This window comes from Metabacillus rhizosphaerae (assembly GCF_037201795.1).
GTDB lineage: Bacteria > Bacillota > Bacilli > Bacillales > Bacillaceae > Metabacillus > Metabacillus rhizosphaerae.
This window is the reverse complement of the sequence record NZ_CP147403.1, coordinates 4,288,208-4,311,406: the sequence shown is the minus strand read 5'-3', so window position 1 is coordinate 4,311,406 and position 23,199 is coordinate 4,288,208. Positions and strand designations below refer to the sequence as shown.

The 23,199-nt window shown below is 34.9% G+C and carries 18 protein-coding genes; all 18 read left to right on the top strand.

Translation table 11 applies throughout. The annotated features are described in order from the left end of the window. Positions 1–157 precede the first annotated feature (157 nt). The 18 genes from WCV66_RS20930 to WCV66_RS20845 all read left to right on the top strand — a co-directional run bounded on the left by WCV66_RS20930 (position 158) and on the right by WCV66_RS20845 (position 23,184). Positions 158–733 (top strand): GrpB family protein, encoded by a 576-nt coding sequence (locus WCV66_RS20930; protein WP_338786730.1) that lies wholly within the window; start codon positions 158–160, stop codon positions 731–733. Positions 734–1,096: 363 nt separating this feature from the next. Further along, complete coding sequence (locus WCV66_RS20925) at positions 1,097–2,851, top strand: ABC transporter ATP-binding protein (protein WP_338786729.1); 1,755 nt, start codon at positions 1,097–1,099, stop codon at positions 2,849–2,851. Positions 2,852–2,859: 8 nt separating this feature from the next. Continuing rightward, positions 2,860–4,680 carry an ABC transporter ATP-binding protein gene (locus WCV66_RS20920; RefSeq protein WP_338786728.1) on the top strand — a complete coding sequence of 607 codons (1,821 nt, stop codon included), beginning with the start codon at positions 2,860–2,862 and terminating at the stop codon, positions 4,678–4,680. Between the two features lie 127 nt (positions 4,681–4,807). Then, complete coding sequence (locus tag WCV66_RS20915) at positions 4,808–5,860, top strand: LacI family DNA-binding transcriptional regulator (RefSeq protein WP_338786727.1); 1,053 nt, start codon at positions 4,808–4,810, stop codon at positions 5,858–5,860. Between the two features lie 206 nt (positions 5,861–6,066). After that, on the top strand, positions 6,067–8,004 hold the full coding sequence (locus WCV66_RS20910) for a glycoside hydrolase family 127 protein (protein ID WP_338786726.1): 1,938 nt from the start codon (positions 6,067–6,069) through the stop codon (positions 8,002–8,004). A gap of 297 nt (positions 8,005–8,301) precedes the next feature. Next, a complete protein-coding gene (locus tag WCV66_RS20905) occupies positions 8,302–9,612 on the top strand; it encodes a CitMHS family transporter (RefSeq protein ID WP_338786725.1) in 1,311 nt (436 codons plus the stop codon). Between the two features lie 135 nt (positions 9,613–9,747). Then, positions 9,748–11,343, top strand: a complete 1,596-nt coding sequence (locus WCV66_RS20900) for a sensor histidine kinase (protein WP_338786724.1) — start codon at positions 9,748–9,750, stop codon at positions 11,341–11,343. 25 nt (positions 11,344–11,368) lie between these two features. Then, on the top strand, positions 11,369–12,043 hold the full coding sequence (locus WCV66_RS20895) for a response regulator transcription factor (protein ID WP_338786723.1): 675 nt from the start codon (positions 11,369–11,371) through the stop codon (positions 12,041–12,043). Between the two features lie 39 nt (positions 12,044–12,082). Beyond that, positions 12,083–13,051, top strand: coding sequence for a tripartite tricarboxylate transporter substrate binding protein (locus WCV66_RS20890; RefSeq protein WP_338786722.1), 969 nt, complete (start codon positions 12,083–12,085; stop codon positions 13,049–13,051). Positions 13,052–13,252: 201 nt separating this feature from the next. Next, complete coding sequence (locus WCV66_RS20885; RefSeq protein ID WP_185653109.1) at positions 13,253–13,408, top strand: hypothetical protein; 156 nt, start codon at positions 13,253–13,255, stop codon at positions 13,406–13,408. Between the two features lie 148 nt (positions 13,409–13,556). Beyond that, on the top strand, positions 13,557–14,681 hold the full coding sequence (locus tag WCV66_RS20880; protein ID WP_338786721.1) for an AbrB family transcriptional regulator: 1,125 nt from the start codon (positions 13,557–13,559) through the stop codon (positions 14,679–14,681). A gap of 275 nt (positions 14,682–14,956) precedes the next feature. Further along, positions 14,957–16,402: an NAD-dependent malic enzyme gene (locus WCV66_RS20875; RefSeq protein ID WP_338786720.1), complete on the top strand. Its 1,446-nt coding sequence runs from the start codon at positions 14,957–14,959 to the stop codon at positions 16,400–16,402. A gap of 240 nt (positions 16,403–16,642) precedes the next feature. Continuing rightward, the gene (locus WCV66_RS20870; RefSeq protein WP_338786719.1) at positions 16,643–18,259 is read left to right on the top strand and encodes a sensor histidine kinase; all 1,617 of its coding nucleotides are present in this window, start codon (positions 16,643–16,645) and stop codon (positions 18,257–18,259) included. After that, the gene (locus WCV66_RS20865; RefSeq protein ID WP_338786718.1) at positions 18,249–18,944 is read left to right on the top strand and encodes a response regulator; all 696 of its coding nucleotides are present in this window, start codon (positions 18,249–18,251) and stop codon (positions 18,942–18,944) included. The genes WCV66_RS20870 and WCV66_RS20865 overlap by 11 nt, the downstream gene beginning before the upstream one ends. A gap of 166 nt (positions 18,945–19,110) precedes the next feature. Beyond that, positions 19,111–20,127: a tripartite tricarboxylate transporter substrate binding protein gene (locus tag WCV66_RS20860; RefSeq protein ID WP_338786717.1), complete on the top strand. Its 1,017-nt coding sequence runs from the start codon at positions 19,111–19,113 to the stop codon at positions 20,125–20,127. Positions 20,128–20,184: 57 nt separating this feature from the next. Next, on the top strand, positions 20,185–20,637 hold the full coding sequence (locus WCV66_RS20855) for a tripartite tricarboxylate transporter TctB family protein (protein WP_338786716.1): 453 nt from the start codon (positions 20,185–20,187) through the stop codon (positions 20,635–20,637). 16 nt (positions 20,638–20,653) lie between these two features. Beyond that, positions 20,654–22,180: a tripartite tricarboxylate transporter permease gene (locus tag WCV66_RS20850; protein ID WP_066330664.1), complete on the top strand. Its 1,527-nt coding sequence runs from the start codon at positions 20,654–20,656 to the stop codon at positions 22,178–22,180. Between the two features lie 80 nt (positions 22,181–22,260). After that, the gene (locus WCV66_RS20845) at positions 22,261–23,184 is read left to right on the top strand and encodes an AEC family transporter (protein WP_066330663.1); all 924 of its coding nucleotides are present in this window, start codon (positions 22,261–22,263) and stop codon (positions 23,182–23,184) included. Positions 23,185–23,199: the final 15 nt, after the last annotated feature.

The window sequence follows — 23,199 nt, the reverse complement described above, 5'->3', positions numbered from 1 at the left end:
TCATTTATTTATATAGTCCTATTAATTATCTCCTGAAAATGTAACTTAATACATAAGGTGTATAAGTTACACCCATAGAATGGTTCATTATATAACGTATTAATCGCAAAGATCAGGTTTTTTAGTTTGTAAAAAATGCAAAAGTATTGGAGGAAGTATGAAAATCACATTATCTAGCTATGATCCAAAATGGCCATTAGATTTTGAACTAGAAAAAAAGGAACTATCAGGTGTTATCGGAGACTTAGATCCATTGATTGAACATATCGGAAGTACATCAATTTGTGGATTATCGGCGAAACCGATTCTCGATATCATGATCGGCATAAGAGAAGAGTCGCTGCTTGATACTGTTGCGTCAAGGATGGCCCAGGGGGCATTTGTTTATTTGCCGATTTATAATGAACAGCTACCATTTCGCAGATTTTTAATTGGATTGAAAACTGTAAATATAGAATTTCCTAGCGTTTTGACAAAGGAAAATTTTATTGAAATTCCACATGGAGCACGAAAGTCGCATATACATGTTGTACCCATTAACAGTGATTGGTGGAATGATCATCTTTTATTCCGAGATTTTTTAAGGAATTCAGTTGTTGATCGTCAATTATATGAAAAAGTCAAACAAGAGCTATCGTTAAAGAATTGGGAAAATGGAAATGAATATGCTAGTGCAAAAACAAGCTGTATTCAATCAATATTAGAAAAAGCACGTAGAGAAAAAACAAAATAACAGCATCCAAAAAAGCAACTCATAAAAAAGCGGTATTTGCATATCGATAACAGGTATGGAAAAAAATGCTTTGAGGGTTGCTTTTTTTTGGATGATAAGAAAATAAACCATTATTACCTATTGATTCACTTAAAAAAAAGCCAAAGCTAGATCATGTAGTGTACTTTTATTCTTCTCATCCTAAAGTAGTAGATCGTTCATCAAGAAGATGGAGGTGTATTCATCAAATGGTTCGATTTTTTAGAAAAATGAAATAAATAACTAGAAAATTATTTCGATTCCCGATATATTTAGAGGTATGCCACTATAAGTATAGATAATGTAAAAATCAACAAATTAGTTTCTGGGTTGGGAGGAGTATATATGGATACCTTTAAAAAGTTGAAATGCTTTTATTTGCCTTATAAAAAGTATTTCCTATGGTCATTGTTTTTTGTTTTATTTATAACAACGATTACTGTTATTTATCCAATTGTTCTACAGCTAACAATTGATGAAATTGTATTAAAAGAGCAATATGAATATATTCCATGGATTGTTGCTGGTTTTTTATCCTTAATGGCAATAAAAGGAGTGTCCGCATTTTTTCATCAGTACTTAGGGGATATGTTTGGAATTCAATCGGTCTATAGGCTACGTAATGAATTATATGAAAAATTACAGCGATTACCTTTTATGTATTATGACAATGCAAAAACGGGAGATTTAATGTCAAGGCTTACTGCAGATGTAGAGGGGTTCCGCTTTTTCTTATCATTTGGTTTCTCTGAGCTTGTTCGGTTTCTTTTATTAATCTGTGGAACATTAACTGTTATGTTTATCTACTCTGTTCCATTAACATTGGTTACGATAGCAGCCTTACCATTTTTAGCAATAGCCGTTTACCAATTTGACAAAAGAGTGCATCCTGCTTTTCGAAAAATAAGAGAGTCTTTTGGTAAATTAAATACGAATGTGCAAGAAAATATTAGTGGTATACAAACGGTTAAGGCACTTTCGCGAGAAAATTTCGAAATATCAAAATTTAATGATGCAAATGGTCATTATAAAGAAAAGAATTTGTCCACTTCATTAGTATGGGCGAAGTATTTTCCACTAATGGAGTTAATAGGTAATATTTGTGTAGTAGCTTTGTTGGCTTATGGAAGCGTTCTCGTCATGAGGGGAGGACTACAACCAGGTGAACTTGTCGCGTTTTTTAGTTTGGTTTGGTATTTGATGATGCCTATCATGCACCTTGGTTTTGTAATAAACCTGTTTTCGCAATCAAAGGCTTCTGGTGAGCGCTTACTAGAGATTCTTGAAGCAGATGAAACGATAAGAAACAAGGAGAATACTGTCACGGTTCCAGCATTAGAAGGTCATGTATCGTTTAAGAATGTTAGTCTTCGCTATCAAAAAGAAGACGCCTTAGCACTTAATAATGTGTCATTTACAGCATGCTCTGGTAAAACGATCGGGCTTATAGGAGCAACGGGATCAGGAAAAACTAGTTTAACTCAATTAATGACAAGGTTTTATACTCCGACTACTGGAGAGATTTTTATTGATGGTAGGGATATAACCGATTATCCCTTAAAAACACTACGTTCTAATGTGGGAGTTGTGTTACAGGAATCGTTTTTATTTTCATCAACGATTAGAGCAAATATTTCCTATGGCAGACCAGACTCAACAATGGAAACAATAATTGATGCAGCAAAAAGAGCTCAAGCACATGAATTTATTATGGAACTTCCTGATGGTTACGATACAATGCTTGGTGAACGAGGTATGGGTTTATCAGGAGGACAAAAGCAACGAATCGCCATTGCTCGGGCAATTTGTATGAATCCCAGCATTTTAATCTTAGATGATTCTACAAGTGCTGTTGATATGACGACAGAGTTTAATATACAAAAAGAGTTAAAAGAAGTCATGAAGGGAAGAACAACTTTCATAATTGCTCATCGAATTTCATCGTTAAAGCATGCTGACGAAATACTCGTTCTTGAAAATGGCTCAATTGTTGAAAGAGGAACACATGATGAGTTAGTGACGAAGCAAGGCTATTATAAGAGAATCTTTGATATACAATACAAGGATCAGAAGGCTGTACTTCAGTCTACTGTGGGGTAGGTGTGATCATGGGAAATCAAGATAAGAAGGTACTTATTAAGGAAAGGTTTCAATATTCGACTGATACAATCATCGAAAAGCCCTTTAACTGGAAGCAGATGTGGAGGCTTTTAAGTTATTTAAAGCCTTATTCAAAAAACGTGTTACCATTAGCTTTTCTTGCCGTTATTGTATCGGCTGTTGTACGATTAACAGCTCCTATATTAATAGGAAAATATACGCTTGACCATGCAATTAAGAATAATGATATGAATCTATTAACGATACTCGTCATAACGATTGCAGCAATGTACATTTTATCCTATATTGCAAACAGGTTTCGAATTAAGTGGATGAATTTGCTTGGACAAAATGTTATTTATGATATTAGGAGACATTTATTTACTCATGTTCAATCTCTGTCTCACCGTTTTTTTGATCAACGATCTGCAGGATCAATTTTAGTTCGCATTATGAACGATATAAACTCATTACAAGAACTGTTTACTAGTGGAGTAATTAATTTATTAATGGACTTTTTCTTGCTCATTGGGGTTGTTGTGCTATTGTTTACTTTGAGTCCAGAGCTAACACTAGCAATCTTGGTTATCGTTCCGATTATGTTTTTTATTTCGACTAGCTTAAGAAAAAAGATTCGTCGCTCGTGGCAGACAGTAAGACTAAAGCAGTCTAAGCTAAACTCTCATTTAAATGAGTCCATCCAAGGTATACGTGTTACACAATCCTTCACCCAAGAAGCAGAAAACATCGAATTCTTTGATGGAGTTAATACGGAAAATTTTCAATCATGGAGAAATGCGACTAAAAGAAATGCGATGTTTACGCCTATGGTGGAGATGACCAATGCAATTGGTACAGCAATTTTAATCTGGTACGGAGCTACGCTCATTGCAGACGGGTCATTGACGATCGGGACATTTGTTTCCTTTGCTTTTTACTTAGGAATGTTTTGGGAACCAATTTCAAGACTTGGTCAGGTGTATAATCAGCTATTAATGGGGATGGCTTCATCAGAGAGAATATTCGAATTTATCGATGAAAAACCGCTTGTCGCAGAATCAAAAAACCCAATTTTCTTGTCTGATATGAAAGGCCAAATTGAGTTTGAGTCAGTTGAATTTGCATATGATGCATCAAGAAAGGCACTTAACGATATCTCACTTACGATCGAAGCCGGGCAAACTGTAGCATTAGTTGGTCATACAGGTTCGGGAAAAACAACAATTGCAAACTTAATTAGCCGTTTTTATGATGCGACTGGTGGTGTGGTGAAAGTTGACGGGATTCCGATTAAGGACCTTTCAATTGAAGAACTGAGAGCACAGATTAGTGTTGTTCTACAGGATACATTTATTTTCTCAGGTACGATTATTGATAATATTAGATTCGGTCGTCCAACAGCTACGGACCAAGAAGTTGTTGAAGCTGCAAAAGCAGTAGGCGCAGACGATTTTATTCAAAACCTATCGAATGGATACTTAACAGAGGTTGAGGAAAGAGGGAATGTTTTATCTGTAGGTGAACGCCAGTTGATTTCATTCGCAAGGGCGTTGCTTGCTAATCCAACGATTATCATATTAGATGAAGCAACAGCGAGCATTGATACAGAGACAGAAATTAAAATCCAAAATGCGATGAAAACATTATTAAAAGGGCGCACAGCGATCATGATTGCCCATCGCCTTTCAACAATTCGGGAGGCAGATAATATTATTGTGCTCGATCATGGAAATATCATGGAACAAGGAAATCACGATGAGTTAATGGAACAAAGAGGGATTTATTATGAGCTTGTTAAAGCCCAGTTTAATATGCTTGAGGTTGGATAAGAGATGGAATTTTTCCATCTCTATTTTTTTTTTGTAGAGAGAAAATTCAGAAAACATTATTGTTTTTTTTCTTTTAGTAGTTTATGATCAAATTAACTTAAACGATTAAACAGAAGAGGCGATGTTAATGATAACAATGAAGGATATTGCTGAACGAGCAAAGGTTTCGATAGCTACTGTTTCATACGTTCTTAATGAAAGCGGAAACGTAGGGGAGGATACGAAAAAGAAAGTGTTAGAAGTTATAAAGGAATTAAATTATCGTCCGAACCTAATTGCCAAAAGCTTAAAAATGAAAAAAACAAATACAATTGGAGTTATTGTTGAAGATATAACAGTTTTCAATGCCCCTAATATAATCGATGGAATAAATGAAAATGCCGAAAAACTTGGTCTTTCCATTTTATTAACAAATATGCGTTTAGAAAAGCGAGTAAGCAATAACCAAAATGATCCAGATCTAGTGAAACAGATCATAAAAAAAATAATGGATGAATTGGTGAGTAAAAAAGTGGATGGAATCATTTATGTTGGCCTGCATCCAAGAGATGTAACTGAAAGTATTCCAGAAACAGATATTCCTATATTGTTTACATACTGTTATACAAAAAATCAAGAGCATTGCTCAATCAATTATAATGATGAGCAAGCAGCCTATGAAGCGACGAATTACTTTGTTTCAAAGGGTCATAAAAAAATAGCCTTAATTAGTGGTCATATTGACTCGATGTCTTCTCATTCAAGGTATTCAGGTTACTATAAATCAATCAAAAAACATAATCTCTTATTTAACCCTACCTATATAAAGACAGGGGATTGGCGATTTGATTCAGGATATTCCTTGACAAAAGAACTGCTTGAAACAAAAGATCTACCAACAGCAATTCTTGCGATGAATGATCAGATGGCAATAGGTGCGATCCGCGCTTGCAATGATTTAGGTTATAGAGTTCCAGATGATATTTCAATCATCGGATTTGATAATAGAGAATTTGGTGCTTACTATTCTCCTAAACTTACAACAATGAGTCTTCCCCTACGAAGAATGGGATTATTAGCTATTGAAACGATTAATCATTTAATTAGTGGAAGTCCAACGGATTGTAACAAATTAAAAACCACCTTAAGCTGTGAATTAATTGAAAGAGATTCAGTCTGCCCACCTAATGGTCTCTCATAGTATTCGTTAGATAAGGTTGAAAATTACTTAAACGTTTAAATTGATTGAAAGTAGGATTCGAGCTCAAAAAATAGTTTAAAAGATCTCGAGTTTACTTTAAATAACATGATTATGAAGAGGAGGAAGAAAACGTTTAATAAAAAACAGATTTGTAAGCGTTATCGTTTTTATTAATAAATAGATTAAATAATCGAGGAGGATTTAAAATGAAAATCGAACAAAAAGGAAAATCAAATGTTAAAATCACTGATAGCTTTTGGAAAAAACGTCTTGAGGTTATTCGCGACCATGTCATTCCTTATCAATGGGAAGCTCTAAACGATCGTATTCCTGACACAGCTCCTAGTCATGCAATTGAGAATTTCCGTCTTGTTGCTGGGGAAGTTGAAGGTGAATTTTTTGGGATGGTGTTCCAAGATAGTGATGTTGCAAAATGGATTGAAGCTGTTGCGTTTAGCTTAGAAAATGAACCGAACGAGGAGCTTGAGCAAATCGTTGATGAAGTTGTTGCTTTATTAGGAAGAGCCCAAGATGAAAACGGATACTTAAACACGTATTATCAAGTGAAAGAACCAAAAAACCGCTGGACAAATTTACGTGATAATCATGAATTATATTGTGCAGGTCATTTAATTGAAGCAGCAGTTGCTTATTATCAGGCAACTGGCAAAAGGGAATTTTTAGATATTGTGTGTCTATATGCTGACCATATTGCTTCGGTATTTGGACCTGAAGAGGATAAACTAAAAGGATACCCGGGACATCAAGAGATTGAATTAGCTCTTGTTAAATTATATGATGTGACAGCTAACGAAAACTACTTAAATTTAAGTAAATATTTCATTGATGAACGTGGAAAACAGCCACATTATTTTGATCTTGAGAAAAATGAAAGAAATGAAACCAAACCATTTTGGTTCAATGATGACTATGCCTACCATCAAGCACATAAGCCAGTGAGAGAGCAAAAAGAAGCAGTTGGTCATGCTGTTCGAGCGGTATATATGTACACAGCAATGGCAGATCTTGCATCTAAAACCAATGATGAATCCTTGAAAAAAGCGTGTGAGGCCTTATGGGATAACGTGACTCAAAAGCAAATGTATATAACAGCAGGAATTGGTTCAATGGTATTTGGTGAGGCGTTCTCATTTGATTATGACTTACCAAATGATCTTTCTTATACTGAAACATGTGCTTCTATCGGTCTTGTTTTTTGGGCAAATCGCATGCTTAATCTTGAGATAAATCGTAAATATGCTGATGTCCTAGAAACAGCTTTATATAACGGAACAATAAGTGGAATGGACTTAGATGGGAAGAAATTCTTTTATGTGAACCCATTAGAAGTTCAGCCGGACGCTAGTGAAAAACGAAACGACAAGAAGCATATTAAGCCTGTCCGTCAAAAATGGTTCGGCTGTGCTTGCTGTCCTCCAAATATTGCGAGATTAGTAGCGTCAATTGGACATTATATATACACTCAAAAAGAAAATGAACTATTCGTCCATTTATATATGGGACATGAAACACAAATCGACATAGCAGGCAATCAAATAGGTATTGTTCAAAAAACAAACTATCCTTGGGATGGTATTATATCAATCAATGTTTCTCCTAAATCTGATCAACAATTCACCATATCACTTCGTATTCCAGGCTGGTCAAAAGGAGCAGTTGTAAAAGTAAATGGAGAAATTGTCGATCATGAGCCGTTAATGAAAAATGGCTATGTCTATATTAATCGTATTTGGAGTGAAAACGATCAAGTAGAATTAGCACTCCAAATGGTCATAGAACGGATCCAGGCTAATCCACTTGTTCGCAATAATAATGGAAAAGTAGCTCTTCAACGTGGCCCTATTGTCTACTGTCTAGAGGAAGTTGATAACGGAAAAAACTTACCTAGTATCTTCCTTCCAAGAGATGCCGAATTAAAAGCAAAATTTGAAGAGGATTTACTCGAAGGAATTGTGATCATTTCAGGTCAAGCTGAACGAATAGAGGAGGCTGGTTGGGAAGATAAATTATATCGACCTGTAGAAGATCACACACGTAAGGTAGAAATTAGAGCAGTTCCTTACTATGCATGGTGTAATCGTCAACCAGGTGAAATGATTGTTTGGGTGAATGAGAAGAGATAATTTTATATTCTTATAAACTAACTGCCCTAAAGTATTGAAGGAAAAAGCGCCTAATGAGGCGTTTTTTCTATGGCCTTTTTTACTGTCCAGGCGCTTGAGCTTTTTGTTTCTATCAATAAACAAAATGAACAAAATATCTTTTATTTATTAAAAGAATAATATACTCATATTGTTTTTAAAGCATTAATATACCAAAATATTTACCCTCCTTCATACGTCATTTAAAGTAGTAATTAATATTTTAAATTATCAAATTATTACATTTTGTAAGCGTGTTCAACATAAGGAGGACTTTAAATGTTAGCATTACTAGGCTTTTTAATGGTTTTTGTGTTTATGTTTTTAATTATGACTGGGAGACTTTCGGCATTAATTGCTTTAATCGTAATACCTGTGCTATTTGCAGTAATTGGAGGTTTTGCATCAGATTTAGGACCTATGTTAATTGATGGAATTAATCAATTGGCACCTACTGGTGTAATGCTCATGTTTGCTATCTTGTATTTTGGAATAATGATTGATGCAGGTTTATTTGATCCTGTAGTAGGTGCCATTCTAAAAGCAGTAAAAGGTGATCCGCTAAAAATTATCGTAGGAACTGCTGTTTTGGCGTTAGTCGTATCATTAGATGGTGATGGAACGACAACCTATATGATTACAATTTCTGCAATGCTTCCACTCTATCAAAGGCTTGGAATGAATCCTTTGATGTTACCTTGTATCGCAATTATGGGAGTTGGTGTGACAAATCTTACTCCATGGGGTGGTCCGACTGCAAGAGCAGTTAGTGCGTTAAAATTAGATATGTCAGAAGTTTTTGTACCACTTGTTCCTGCAATGATTGGTGGGGCTATATGGGTTATTTTTGTTGCTTATTTATTCGGCTTAAAGGAGAGAAAACGAGTTGGGATTTTGGAAATGTCAAAATTACCTAAACAACAACTAATGGTAGCTTCGCAACAAGCAGCAACAGTTGAAATGCAAGAGGAAAAGCGTCCAAAACTTTTATGGGTAAATTTTGGATTAACTGTTCTCCTTTTAACTGGATTAATAATGGGTGTTATGCCATTACCAGCAGTATTTATGATCGGATTTGCAGTTGCTATTTTGATAAACTACCCTAATTTAGACGATCAGAAGGAAAGAATTAAAGCACATGCAGGTAATGTATTATCTGTTGTATCTCTAGTGTTCGCAGCAGGTGCCTTCACTGGAATCCTATCTGGTACAGAAATGGTGGATGCGATGGCAAATAGCTTAGTTTCTTTAATACCTGATGCTCTTGGTTCATATTTGCCGGTGATTACAGGTATTACGAGCATGCCGTTTACATTTTTTATGTCAAATGATGCTTATTATTTTGGGATGCTCCCAATCATCGCGGAAGCAGCAACAGCATATGGAATCGACCCTGTTGAGATAGCTCGAGCATCACTCGTAGGTCAGCCTGTTCATTTATTAAGCCCATTAGTTGCATCTACCTATTTATTGGTCGGGATGTCGAAAGTCGATTTTGGCGAGTTTCAAAAATTCACGATAAAATGGACCGTTGGAACATCACTTGTTATGTTAGCTGTCTCGATTGTTTTCGGTGTGGTCTCTATATAAATCATGGTAATGAAATTGAGGCTGACTCATAAGGGATGGAACACTTGGTCCTGAGTTAGCCTCTTTTTAAGTAAAAGGGAATGGTGTACTCTATATATTAGTATAAAAAAAAGTACAACATAAAGGATTTATACAATGTACAAATTTAAAAAGATCACACTTCAAACAAAAGTATTAGGTTTAATCAGTACATTAATTCTGTTAATTATCATACTTCTAGCAAGCATATTTGCTTATCTACAATCGGTTGATACGAGAGATCAAGTTGAACAATTAGCCTTACAATCTGCAAAAACAATTTCACTAATGCCAGAACTTAAAGTTGCGATAGAAAAAAATGACCTTGAAGCTCATTTTCGCCCGATCGCTGAGCAAGTAAAAGATCAAGTCCAAGCGGACAATATCATTATCGAAAATCGTAAGGAAATCATCTATTCCCATGCAGATCCGAGTCAGGTTGGTGAGAAAAGTTTAGACCATACAAATTATCACGCGTTAATTTTTGGAGGATCAAACAATTTTGAAGTTTATCGAGAAAGTGGTTCGATTTTAAGTGGTAAGGTACCTATTATCGGAGACTATGGAGATTACACTCGTGTTATTGGAACAGTATCAGTTGAGTTTTTGGAAAAAGATATTTATAAAAATATAGTGAGCAGAATCAAAACTATTATAACAGCATCTATGCTTGTTTTAATTTTAGGAATAATCGGTGGTATTTACCTAACAAAAAGTATTAGAAAAGATACTCTGGGACTTGAACCACATGAGATTTCGTCATTATATAGAGAAAGAAGTGCAATTCTCTTATCAATTAAAGAAGGTATTATTGCAATTGATCAAAAAGGGTTATTAACGCTGATCAATCATTCTGCAAAAATGATGTTGAATTTTTATGAAGATGACTATATAGGTCAACATATTCAAAATGTCCTGCCAAATGTGAAAATAGATGAAGTATTAAGATCTGGAAAAACCCTTCATAATATCGAGGTTACAATTAATGATAAAATGTTTATCTTTAATTTAATCCCAATCATTGAAAATAGTCAGGTTGTTGGAGTTGTGTCAAGTTTCCGTGATAAAACGGAATTAAAAAAGTTAATCGATACAATAACTGAGGTTCGCGATTATTCAGAAGGGCTTAGGGCGCAAACTCATGAATATTCAAATAAATTATACTTATTATCAGGGTACCTGCAATTAGAACGTTATCAAGATGCATTTGAATTTATTCAAAAAGAATCTACCATCCATCACCATCGGAACAGGATAATATTTAATCAAATTCATGATCCTAATGTACAAGCGATTCTGTTAGGGAAACTTGGAAAAGCCTCAGAAAAGAAAATGATTCTTGAAATCGATCCTGATAGTTATGTAGATCTCTTACCTAAACATATAGAAGTAGCAGATATTATTACAATCATCGGTAATCTAATTGATAATGCGTTTGATGCAGTTGCTCATCAGGCAGAGAAAAAAGTGACTTTTTCGATTACGAGTCTTGGAAACGATATTATTATTGAAGTAACGGATAACGGAAAAGGAGTAACTGAGGATAAAATCGACTCCTTGTTTTCTTTAGGGTTCTCGTCTAAAGGTGAAGATAGAGGCTATGGCTTATTCAATGTTAAACACATTGTTGAATCATTGGCTGGAACAATTGAAGTGACGAATGAAAAAAATGGAGGAGCTATATTTACTGTATACCTTCCCAAAAAGGTTTAGGAAAAGAAGTAAGGAGAGGAACAAAATGATTAAGGTTGTAATAGCAGAAGACGACTTTAGAATTGCCCAAGTACAGGAGCAATTTTTGCATAAGGTATCAGGGGTCAAACTAGTTGGAAAGGCTCTTAATGCAAAAGAAACAATGGGGATTCTCGCTGTAAAAGAGGTTGACTTGCTTTTATTAGATATTTATATGCCTGATGAACTAGGTACAGATTTATTACCTAAAATTAGAGAAAACCATCCATCTGTTGATATCATAATGGTGACTGCTGCAACTGAAAGAGCAATGCTAGAGACTTCGATCCGAAATGGCGTATTCAATTATTTATTAAAGCCAGTAACAATGGAGAAATTTGTTGAAACAATAGAAGACTATAAAAAGAAAAAGAAATTACTTAATAGCTTTGATGAGGTGGATCAGTCATTGATTGATCGGTATTTCGGAACCTCAAAGCAATCAGCAATAAGTCAAAAGGATCTCCCATCGGGTGTAGATCGACTGACATTACAGAAAGTTAAAGATGTTATAGCAGAACTAAATGGTGGTGTATCTATTGAGGAAATGGGTGAAAAGATGGGGGCATCCAGGACAACCGCAAGAAGGTATTTAGAATATCTCGTTTCAATAAATTTCTGTATGGCAAAGCATGATTATGGAATTGTCGGAAGACCTGAGAGAAAGTACTATCTTGTATAATAAAAAATTTCGATTTAATAAGGTAAAGAGGTATGCACAATGAAAAAAATACCATACTTTATTTTTACACTTTTTGTCATTCTTTGCATTGGTTGCTCGCAAAATGAGAAGCAGGAAACAGTAACAAAAGATGTAATGATTATTGCTCCAAGTTCCGAAGGCGGTGGTTGGGACTTAACGGCAAGAGCACTGAAAGACATATTAATGAGTGAAGAGCTTATTAATAAAAATATCCGTGTTGTCAATAAAATTGGTGCTGGTGGTGAGTTAGGGTGGAAATATGTTATGCAGCAAGAAGATAATGTTTTAGCAATGAATTCAAGTCTTCTAATAACAAACCACTTATTAGGTCAAAGTAGTATTACCTATAATGATTTTACACCGATCGCCACATTGGCTACCGAATGGGAAGTTGTGATTGTTTCAAAGGATTCAAGCATTAGCAGTGCCAAAAGCTTAATGAATAGCCTGAAAAAAACACCTTCAGCCTATAAAATTGGGGTCTCTCCTAGGTTAGGAAATGATGATCAACTCTCATTTGTATTAGCGAGCAAACAAGTTGATATACAACCAGAAGAGCTTGATTTTTATGTCTACGAAAATAGTGATCAAGTTGTCAGTGCATTAGTAAAAAACCAAATAGATGTTGCCACAATGTCTTTATCAGAGGCTAAAAAATATTATGATTCGAATCAGGTAAAACTACTCGTCATCTCGGCTGACAAAAGATTAAAAGAACTTCCAGAAATTCCAACATGGTCTGAAGAAGGCATTGAGTTAGTTTTTGAACATTGGCGCGGTATAATGGGGCCACCTAATATGACAAAGGATGAAATTGAATTTTGGGACATGACGATTGAAAAAATGGTGAGGACTGAAAAATGGAAACAAACCCTAAAAAAATACATGTGGAAGGATTTTTATAAAAATAGTAGTGAAACGTCTAAGTACCTTGAAGAACAGAGCAAGATGTATGAAGTATTAATGGGCGTAGATATGGAAAATTAGTAATCAATGAACAAAATAAACTAATTAACGTAATTGAATATAAAAAAATAATTAGTTGTATTATTTACTTCTTAATCTATTAGATTTAAGATAATGGCAAAAGTACACACTTCTACTAAAAAAGAATAGATTAAAGTATCTAGTTGTCAAACTACTGTTTCTACATCGTTACTTTTAAATTTATTAATGGGGGAACGCATAATGTGGGTAATAACGGTTTATTTAGGTGAAAGTATTAAAATGTTTGAATTTGAAGATGAGAAAGAGGCAAAAGAACTGATTCGAAAGATAAAAGGACATAAAATTCTCTCACATATTGTTTACTATAACGATCAATTTATCGAAGCTGTTAGTTAAAAGAATAGTTTATGACGAGGCTGACTTAAGATTCTGTCAAACATCTATACCATCGTATATTTAGTGATGGTAATGAGTATTTGACAGATGAGTCAGCCTCTTATTGACTTTATTAAAAGATATCATGTAAGTAAAAAGGGGGTACAGCATGACTTTTTCATCAATAACAAAGTTGACAACAAGAAGAAAACAAATTCAATTTCAATTCTATGAAACATTATTAATTGGCATAATGGGTGGTGTTTTATTTACGCTCCTACACCTCCCTTTGGCATGGATGTTAGGACCTTTAACAGTTGTATTCAGTTGGAAGCTTTTATCAAATCGCGATTTATTTTGGCCAGTTAGTTTCAGAAATGGAGGGCAGATGTTATTAGGTTATAGCATGGGGCTATCATTTACGATTGAGAGTGCTAGACAGATTGTACATCAATTACCTTCAATGGCTATTATTACGATTCTTATGGTAGGATTTGGGGTAGTCTTATCTTATTTTGTTTCTCGGATAACTGGTATCAATCATCCAAGTGCTGTGATGGGGACGACACCAGGTGGATTATCACAAATGGTTGTCTTAAGTGAAGATATTAAAGGAGCGGAGCCAACAATTGTTACGTTCATGCAAACAATTAGAATGTTAACGGTTATTTTCATCGTACCAACTCTATCGATTCATGCTTTATCAAGTGAAAGTGCTCAAAAAAAAGTATCTTCGATTGATATGAACGCGCAAATGGAAAATGGGAACTTCATTGAGTTTACTTTGATCATTTTAATTGTTTTGCTCGTTACAAGTATAGCGCTTCGCTTTAAATGTCCAACACCATGGATTATTGGGCCTCTGCTCACCTCTGCAATTTTATCAATAAGTGGATTTGAAACGCCACATCTACCATCGATTTTTACAGTAATAGCACAACTATGCCTTGGTGTTTATTTAGGCTTAGGGATAAAAGTGAATATGTTAGGTAATTGGAGAAAACTCCTCCCGCTTTCATTTATTACTGGAATATTGATAGTGGGGTTTGCTCTTGTTTTAGCGTATGGGTTACATATTTTGTACCCAATTACAATGACAACAGCCTTTTTGTGTATAGCACCAGGGGGTTTACCAGAAATGGGTGTTACAGCACATACTGTTCAAGCAGATGTATCAATGGTTGCTGCTTATCAGTTGTTTCGTGTTTTTTTTATCTTGTTTATCGTCCCGATTTTCTTGAGACGAATATTTGGTATGCATGACGATATTCAAAAAACAGTTAATACGGTATAAAGAGAGACTTCTATCAAACTTATTAATCAACATGAACAAAAAGAATTTAATACACATAAAGGTTTTAAAGCAATAAATTTTGTAAACAGTTACAAGAGATGAAAGCTGTAATAGAATAGTTGACAGGATATTAAAACGCTTCCAATTTAAATACCTAATTTATTTTTAGTGCACCCAATAAGTAACTATTGCTTTTGGTCTTTCGCTACGTACAAAAAATAGATTAGTAGTTCTAATATCCCCAATTATCTTATAAAAGCTTTTGGAGGTAACGAATGTCTCAATTAAGCAAAGCTAGCATGAATATTATCATTAGGCTGCATATTCAAAAAAATCTAGTATCGTTTAGTGATATTGCAAAGGTTATTGGAGAAACTGGCGGTGATATTATTGGGATAGATGTGATCTCGACAGGTAAAACACAAACCATTCGAGATATTACTATTACAGTTAAAAATCAGCAGCATGGTCAATTAGTGATGGATTCGATTAGTGTCCTTGAAGGAGCAAAAGTCATTTCAGTTTCAGATCGGACGTTTCTATTACATATTGGTGGGAAAATTGAAATCACACCGAAAAATCCGATAAAAAATCGAGATGATTTATCACGTGTTTATACTCCAGGTGTAGCACAGGTTTGTCATGCCATAGCTGATGAGCCAGTAAAAGCTCATTCATTAACGATTAAAAGAAATACTGTTGCTGTTATTTCAGATGGAACCGCTGTATTAGGCCTTGGTGATATCGGTCCGCTTGCTGCTATGCCTGTCATGGAAGGGAAGGCGATGCTGTTTAAACAAATGGCTGGTGTTGATGCCTTTCCTATCTGCTTAGATACGAAGGATCCTGAGGAAATCATCCGGATTACGAAAGCTATTGCACCTGCTTTTGGTGGAATAAATTTAGAGGATATTTCTTCACCAAGATGTTTTGAAATTGAGGAAAGATTGAAACAAGAGTTAGATATCCCTGTTTTTCACGATGATCAACATGGGACTGCGGTTGTTTTACTAGCAGGACTTTATAATGCCTTAAAACTTACAGGTAAGAAAATTGAATCGATTAAGGTTGTCTTAAATGGAGTAGGTGCTGCTGGTACAGCATGTGCAAAAATGTTAGTAGCAGCTGGTGTACGGAATATTATAGGTGTGGATCGTGCAGGCGCAATTCACCGGAATGAAACATATGATAATCCTAATTGGACAACATTTGCAAACATCACCAATCCTGATAATATAAGTGGATCTTTATCTGATTGTCTGATAGGAGCAGATGTATTTATTGGTGTATCAGCACCAGGGATCCTAAATGTGAGTCATTTAAAAATGATGGCAGCTGATCCTATTGTCTTTGCATTAGCAAATCCAGATCCTGAAATAAATCCCGATCTAGCAGAACCGTATGTAAGGGTAATGGCGACAGGAAGATCGGATTACCCTAATCAGATTAATAATGTCCTCTGCTTTCCAGGAATTTTCCGTGGTGCACTAGACTGCCGTGCTTCTGAAATTAATGAAGAGATGAAGATAGCTACCGCCAAAGCAATTGCAGATGTTGTTTCAAATGATGAATTAAGTGAAACGTACATTGTACCAAGTGTATTTAATCAAAAAGTTGTTGAAAAGGTCCGGGAGGCAGTTGTAAAAGCTGCATATGAAACCGGAGTAGCGCGGAAGGATTTATTAAAAGATGAGAATAGTAAGGAATTCATAACAAGTTAATAAAGCTTTATGGATAACTCTTAAGTGTCTAGTGTCTTAGATAACCATTATTACTAAATTGTAGATTTTAAATCTAATTAGTAGTAGTTGGAGATAGACATTGCTTAAGAGTTTTTTAATAAGCACGAATGACTATATTAATCAGAAAGTCAAAGACAATATAGGATTATTATTATAAAATAGTAATAATTTCGAACTAATTTTGTAAGCGATTACTTATTTTGATTTTAAGGAGATGCAATGAAAAAATTCCAAAGAGTCAAGCTTCAAGAACGGATCATTATTTTTGCAGTGAGTCTTATCATATTTATTGTTGTGCTATGCAGTTTGCTATATTATCATACTCTATCTACTACTGTTGAAAAACAATTAAGTAAAAGGGCATTACATGTGGCAACAACAATTGCTTCAATGCCTGAAATACAACATGCATTTTATATGAACGATCCGTCAGTTGTTATTCAGCCCATCGTTGAAAACATTAGGATTCAGATAGATGCTGAGTATATTGTTGTAGGAAATAAAAAAGGAATTCGCTATTCACATCCATTGTCTGAAAGAATTGGAAAGAAGATGGTAGGTGGAGATAACGAAAGAGCATTAAAGGATGGAAAATCCTATGTTTCAAAAGCAACAGGCTCATTAGGGCCTTCTTTAAGAGGGAAAGTACCTGTTATTGGGGGAAATGGAGAGATTTTAGGTGTCGTCTCTGTTGGATTTCTAATAGAAGATGTACATGATTTAATAATAGACTATGCTAAACCAGTTATTTGGATTGCAATTATTGTTTTAATTATTGGTACTATTGGATCGATCATACTTGCTAATAGCATTAAAAGAATCATGTTTGGGCTTGAACCTGATGAGATTTCAATGTTATTAAAGCAAAGAAACGCAGTTATCGAGTCTGTTAGAGAAGGAATTATGGTGATCAATAATCAGGGGAAAATTGTAATCATAAACCAAGCTGCATATGAAATCCTCTCATTAGATAGTGAAAAACAAGTTGTAGGGGAAGCTGTTTTAGATATTATTCCAAATACTTCGTTAGTAGAAGTACTTGAAACCGGTGAAGAACAATTTGATCGACAAATGGAATTAAATAACAAGCAAATTATCGCAAACCGATTGCCTGTCAAGTCGGGAAACGAAGTTATTGGTGTTGTCTCTAGCTTTCGGTTAAAATCGGATATTGACCAATTAACAGAAGAACTTTCACAGGTTAAACGCTATACTGAAGCATTGCGGGCACAAACACACGAGTTTAATAATCTCCTTTACACGATTTCGGGATTAATTCAATTGGGATCAAATGATGAAGCGCTGGAACTAATACACAAAGAAACTGAAAATCAGAAAGATTTTGTTCAATTTTTAATGAAGAAAATCAAAGATCCTTGGCTAGGTGGAATCATTTTAGGTTTTTATAATCGTGCTAAGGAATTAAAGATAACCTTTGAATTTGATAGAGAAAGTAGTATCGAAAAGTTGCCAAAACATATAGATAATAGTTACCTTGTATCGATTTTAGGTAATGTAATGATGAACGCTTTTGAAGCGATGGAGAAGCTTAAAAATCATGATAAAAAAGTAAGGTTATTTATAACTGATATCGGTAACGATCTTTTATTTGAAATTGAGGATGCAGGACCAGGAATTGAGGACCATCAGATGTCCCACATTTTTCGAAAAGGATTCTCAACGAAGGAGGGGGGAAATAGAGGGCTAGGATTATCACGAGTAACTGAATTAGTTGGTGAGATGCATGGCAGTATAGCGATTGAAAAAGGGGAATTTGGTGGTGCTTTATTCATTGTGGCCATTCCAAAGGAAGGAGTAATGTTTAATGAATATTGAAGTCATGATCGTAGAAGATGATACTAGAATAGCAGAAATAAATAGTCGATTCACGAAAAAGGTTGCAGGGTTTGAAGTTATTGCGATCGCAACAACTGGAGAGCAGGCCATTGAACTATTAGAAATAATTCAACCACAACTTGTGCTATTAGATGTATATTTACCTGATATGAAGGGAACTGAATTAATTAAGAGCATTCGTCAATCGAATCCTGAAATTGATATTATCATGATTACTGCAGCTTCTGAAGTAGACATCGTTGGTCACTCACTTAGAAGTGGAGTATCTGACTATATTGTAAAGCCAGTAACCTTTGATAGGTTTAAGAACAGTCTAGAAAACTATCAAAAAAAGCTAGAGAAATTGAATTTTAATGAAAATTTATCTCAAGATGAAATTACAAGTCTTTGGCGCAATTCTCAACAAGAAAATTCATTTGTAGTAGAAGAAGAGGCACCAAAGGGCATTGATCCATTAACATTAAATAAAATCCTCCATTACCTTCCACAAGTTAAAGAAGAAGGGATTACTTCAGAAATGCTTAGTAAAGAATCAGGTGTTAGTCGTTCGACAGCAAGGCGTTATTTAGAGTATTTAATCTCACAAAAAAAAATATATGCAGATTTAGTATATGGAAATGTAGGAAGGCCAGAAAGACGATATTTTCGTACAAAACATTTATGACGTTTATGAAAAAATTCTTGTTGTGAATTTTATGAACAAAAAGATCTATTTAGGTTTAATTGAACTTATGATGTTAAGATTTTATAAAAATAAAAATTCTGTTAACTTTAAGACAGCGCTTACAAACGCTGTCTTTTCTATTGCAATGAATTAAGGGGGCATAAAAATGAAGAGAATATCGATGTGGATCGTAGTAGGATTATTAACATTTATGTTGGCAGCATGTGGTGGAAAGCAGGAGGCAAGTGGTGGAGATGGTAACGCTTCAGATTATCCTAAAAAACCAATTACAGTCGTAGCTCCTTCTGGTGCAGGTGGGGGCTGGGATTTAACGGCTCGTTCCTTAGCAAAGATCTTAAGTGAAACGAAACTAGTTAGTGAAACAATGACTGTGGAAAACAAACCTGGTGGTGGCGGAGCTGTTTATATGGCTGAATTTGCAACACAAGAAAAAAATAACCCATATAAACTAATGGTCAGCTCACCTCCTATTTTAATAAATCATGAGAAAAAAGAAGGAAACAGTCCTTATGGATATGAGGATACAACTCCACTTGCTCAATTAACGAGGGATTATGGGGCGATCGTTGTAAAAAAAGACTCACCTTTTGCCGATTTACCGTCTGCATTAGAGGCAATAAAAGCTGATCCAACTAAAGTAACAGTTGCTGGTGGGTCTGCACCAGGTTCAATGGATCATTTAATAGCCGTATTACCAGCTTTTAAATATGGAATTGATCCAAAATCAGTGAAATATGTTTCATATGACGGTGGTGGAGAAGCAATTGCAGCACTACTTGGCGGGAATGCAGACTTAATTGCTACAGACGCATCAACAATTGGTGAATATGTTAAATCAGGAAAAGTAAGAGTATTAGCAGTTAGTTCTACAGAACGATTAACTGGAGAATTAGCAGAAGTACCTACATTTAAACAAGCAGGAATAGATGCCGATTTTACGATTTGGAGAGGCATTTTTGGACCTAAAGAAATGAATGAAGATGAATTAGTTTATTGGGAAAAAACATTGAAAGATTTATCCGAAAGTGAAGCTTGGAAAGAAGAATTAGAGACAAACGGCTGGGAAAGCGATTATAAAAATGCAACTGATTTTAAATCATTTTTAGACGATCAAAATGTAGTAGTACAAGAATTATTAACAGCATTAGGTATGGAGAAATAATAACTTGTAAAAAGGGGAGATTCTCCTCCCCGTACTTTTCATTGGAGGTGATGTGTGATGAATAAAACATTTGATCGTTATTCTAGTTTGATCTATATGATCATTGGCGTTTTTTTTATTTTAGAAAGCAGGGGAATTTCTGAAAGCGCTTATGGGAGTAATGTTGGTTCAGATATTTTTCCAACTATTTTAGGAGCTTTTTTAATACTACTAAGTCTAAGGTTGTTTTATGAGACTTTTCAATATGTCGATCAGGATAAGGGAAAGGAAACATTAGATTATAAACGGTTCCTCATTATTTTAACTTCGGCGGTAGCATATGCGTTGTTTATTGAAAGTTTAGGATTTATTCTCACAACTTTTCTCTTCTTATTAATTAGTTTTCAAGTAATGGACAGAAAAAATCTTATAAAATCTATCATTCTATCAGCATGTTTTTCAGGTGGTGTCTATTATTTATTTGTAGAGGTTTTAGAAGGGTCTTTACCAGGATTCCCAATTTGGTTTTAACGAGGAGGTGGCATAATTGGATACATTTCAATTTCTTACACATGGGTTTGCAGAGGCATTACAATGGCATAATTTATTATTCGCATTTGTTGGGGTATTGATTGGTACGGCGGTTGGCGTTCTACCTGGTATAGGTCCTATGAGTGGAGTAGCTTTATTAATTCCTGTTACAGCAACACTTACTTCAGGCCTTGATCCTGAATCTGCAGCAGCAAGCTCGATAATATTATTAGCTGGTGTGTACTATGGAGCGATGTACGGGGGCTCTACAACATCTATTTTATTAAATACACCAGGGGAATCTTCATCTGTTGTAACTGCATTAGACGGCTACCAAATGGCGAAACAAGGGAGAGCAGGTGCAGCGTTATCTATTTCAGCAATTGGTTCATTTTTTGCAGGAATCGTTGCACTAATAGGACTAACATTATTAGCAGAACCACTATCTAGCGTTGCGTTGTCATTTGGTCCAGCAGAGTATTTTTCATTAATGATTTTAGGACTATGCGCGGTTAGTGGACTTGCAGGAAAATCTAGAACAAAAGCGTTAATTATGACAGTTGTTGGACTATTAATTGCGACAATCGGTATGGATAATGTTTCTGGTGTTGCACGGTTTACTTATGAAATTCCAGTGTTATATTCGGGTATTGAGTTTTTAACAGTGGCAGTCGGTCTTTTTGCCCTTGGAGAAGTATTTAAAACTATCCTTGAAAATGAAAAGACTGATGGCACAATAGCAAGGGTCGAGCGGATCTTACCAACAAAACAGGATATGAAAGATAGCTCTGGACCTATCGTTAGGGGATCTTTATTAGGATTTTTTATTGGGATTTTACCTGGTGCAGGTGCAACACTAGCCTCTTTCTTTTCATATATTATGGAAAAGAAAATTAGTAAAAATCCAAGTAAATTTGGACAAGGGGCTATTGAAGGTGTTGCAGCACCTGAAGCAGCAAACAATGGAGCTTCTGGAGGAGCGATGATCCCATTGTTAACGTTAGGGATTCCGGGTTCTGGGACAACTGCGATCTTGATGGGTGCACTTATCATGTATAATATTCAACCAGGTCCATTATTTTTTACAGATCATCCTCAAGTTGCATGGGGATTGATTGCAAGTATGTTTATCGGAAATGTCATGCTACTTATTTTAAACTTACCTCTTGTGAAAATTTTCGCAAAAATTATCGAGACGCCGACAAAATATTTATTACCAATCATTATCGCAATCTCTATATTTGGTGTTTACGCTGTCCAATTTACTGTTTTTGATTTATTATTATTAATAGGATGTGGTGTTATCGGTTATTTCTTAACGAAGAATGACTATCCTGTAGCACCTCTTGTATTAGGATTAGTTTTAGGTCCAATGATTGAAAATAATATGAGAAGAGCGTTAACAACATCTAATGGTGATTTTATGATTTTTATAGAAAAACCAATATCACTTATCTTTATACTTATTGCCCTTTTATGGATGACAATACCGATTATTTTAAAAATGAAAGGTCGTAACGTTGTGATTAATGAAGAGGCTTAAATAGAATGATGTAGAAGAAGGCTGATATTTAATCGGTCTTTTTCTGTGTTTTTACAAATACATCAAGGAGGTGTATTCAGGTGGATACTTTATATTTAATCATATTAAATGTTATTTTACCTGTGTTTATATTAATAGGACTAGGTGCTTTTTTACATCGGAAATTTTCCTTTGATATGCATACATTATCAAAATTAAATACTTTTTTACTCTTGCCTACTTTGAGTTTTGTGAACATCTATGAAACTAGTTTGAAGGGTGAAATTCTTGTTCGGATTATTGGCTTTTTAACGATTCAAAACCTGATATTAATGCTATTAAGTGCCCTGCTTGCAAAAGTTTTCAAGTTTGATCGGAGTCTTTCAGCAACATTTAAAAATAGTGTTGTGCTTAATAATTCGGGAAACTTCGGTTTACCAGTTAGCCAGCTTGTGTTTCAGGAAAATCCTCTCGGTACATCTATTCAAGTAGTTGTGACGATCTTCCAAAACTTCATAACGTATACATACGGCCTTATGACCTCAGTTTCTGTAAATACAAAAGGACTAGGGGCAATGAAGGAATTTTTCAAAAATCCAATTATTTATGCTTTGCTCTTGGGAATGATTTTTAATGCATTAACCATCAAAATCCCCTTTTTTATATGGCGCCCAATTGACGATATTTCGAATGCATTCCTTGCTATTGCCCTTATCACACTTGGGGCTCAAAGTGCTTTCTTGAAAATAACAAAATTTTCGTTACAGCTAATTTTAAGTCTAATTGGCCGATTAGTCTTCTCTCCAATCATCGCATTTATCATTATCATCGTATTAAATTTAGAAGGTACGACAGCACAAGCACTATTCATTGCAAGTTCCTTTCCAAGCTCAAGAAACAGTGCACTTTTTGCGCTTGAATATAAAAACCATCCAGAATATGCTGCACAGTCTGTTTTATTGTCAACGTTATTTAGTAGTATTACAGTAACTGTTGTTGTTTATTTAGCAAAAATTTTATTTTAAAGGTTTACCTAAGGA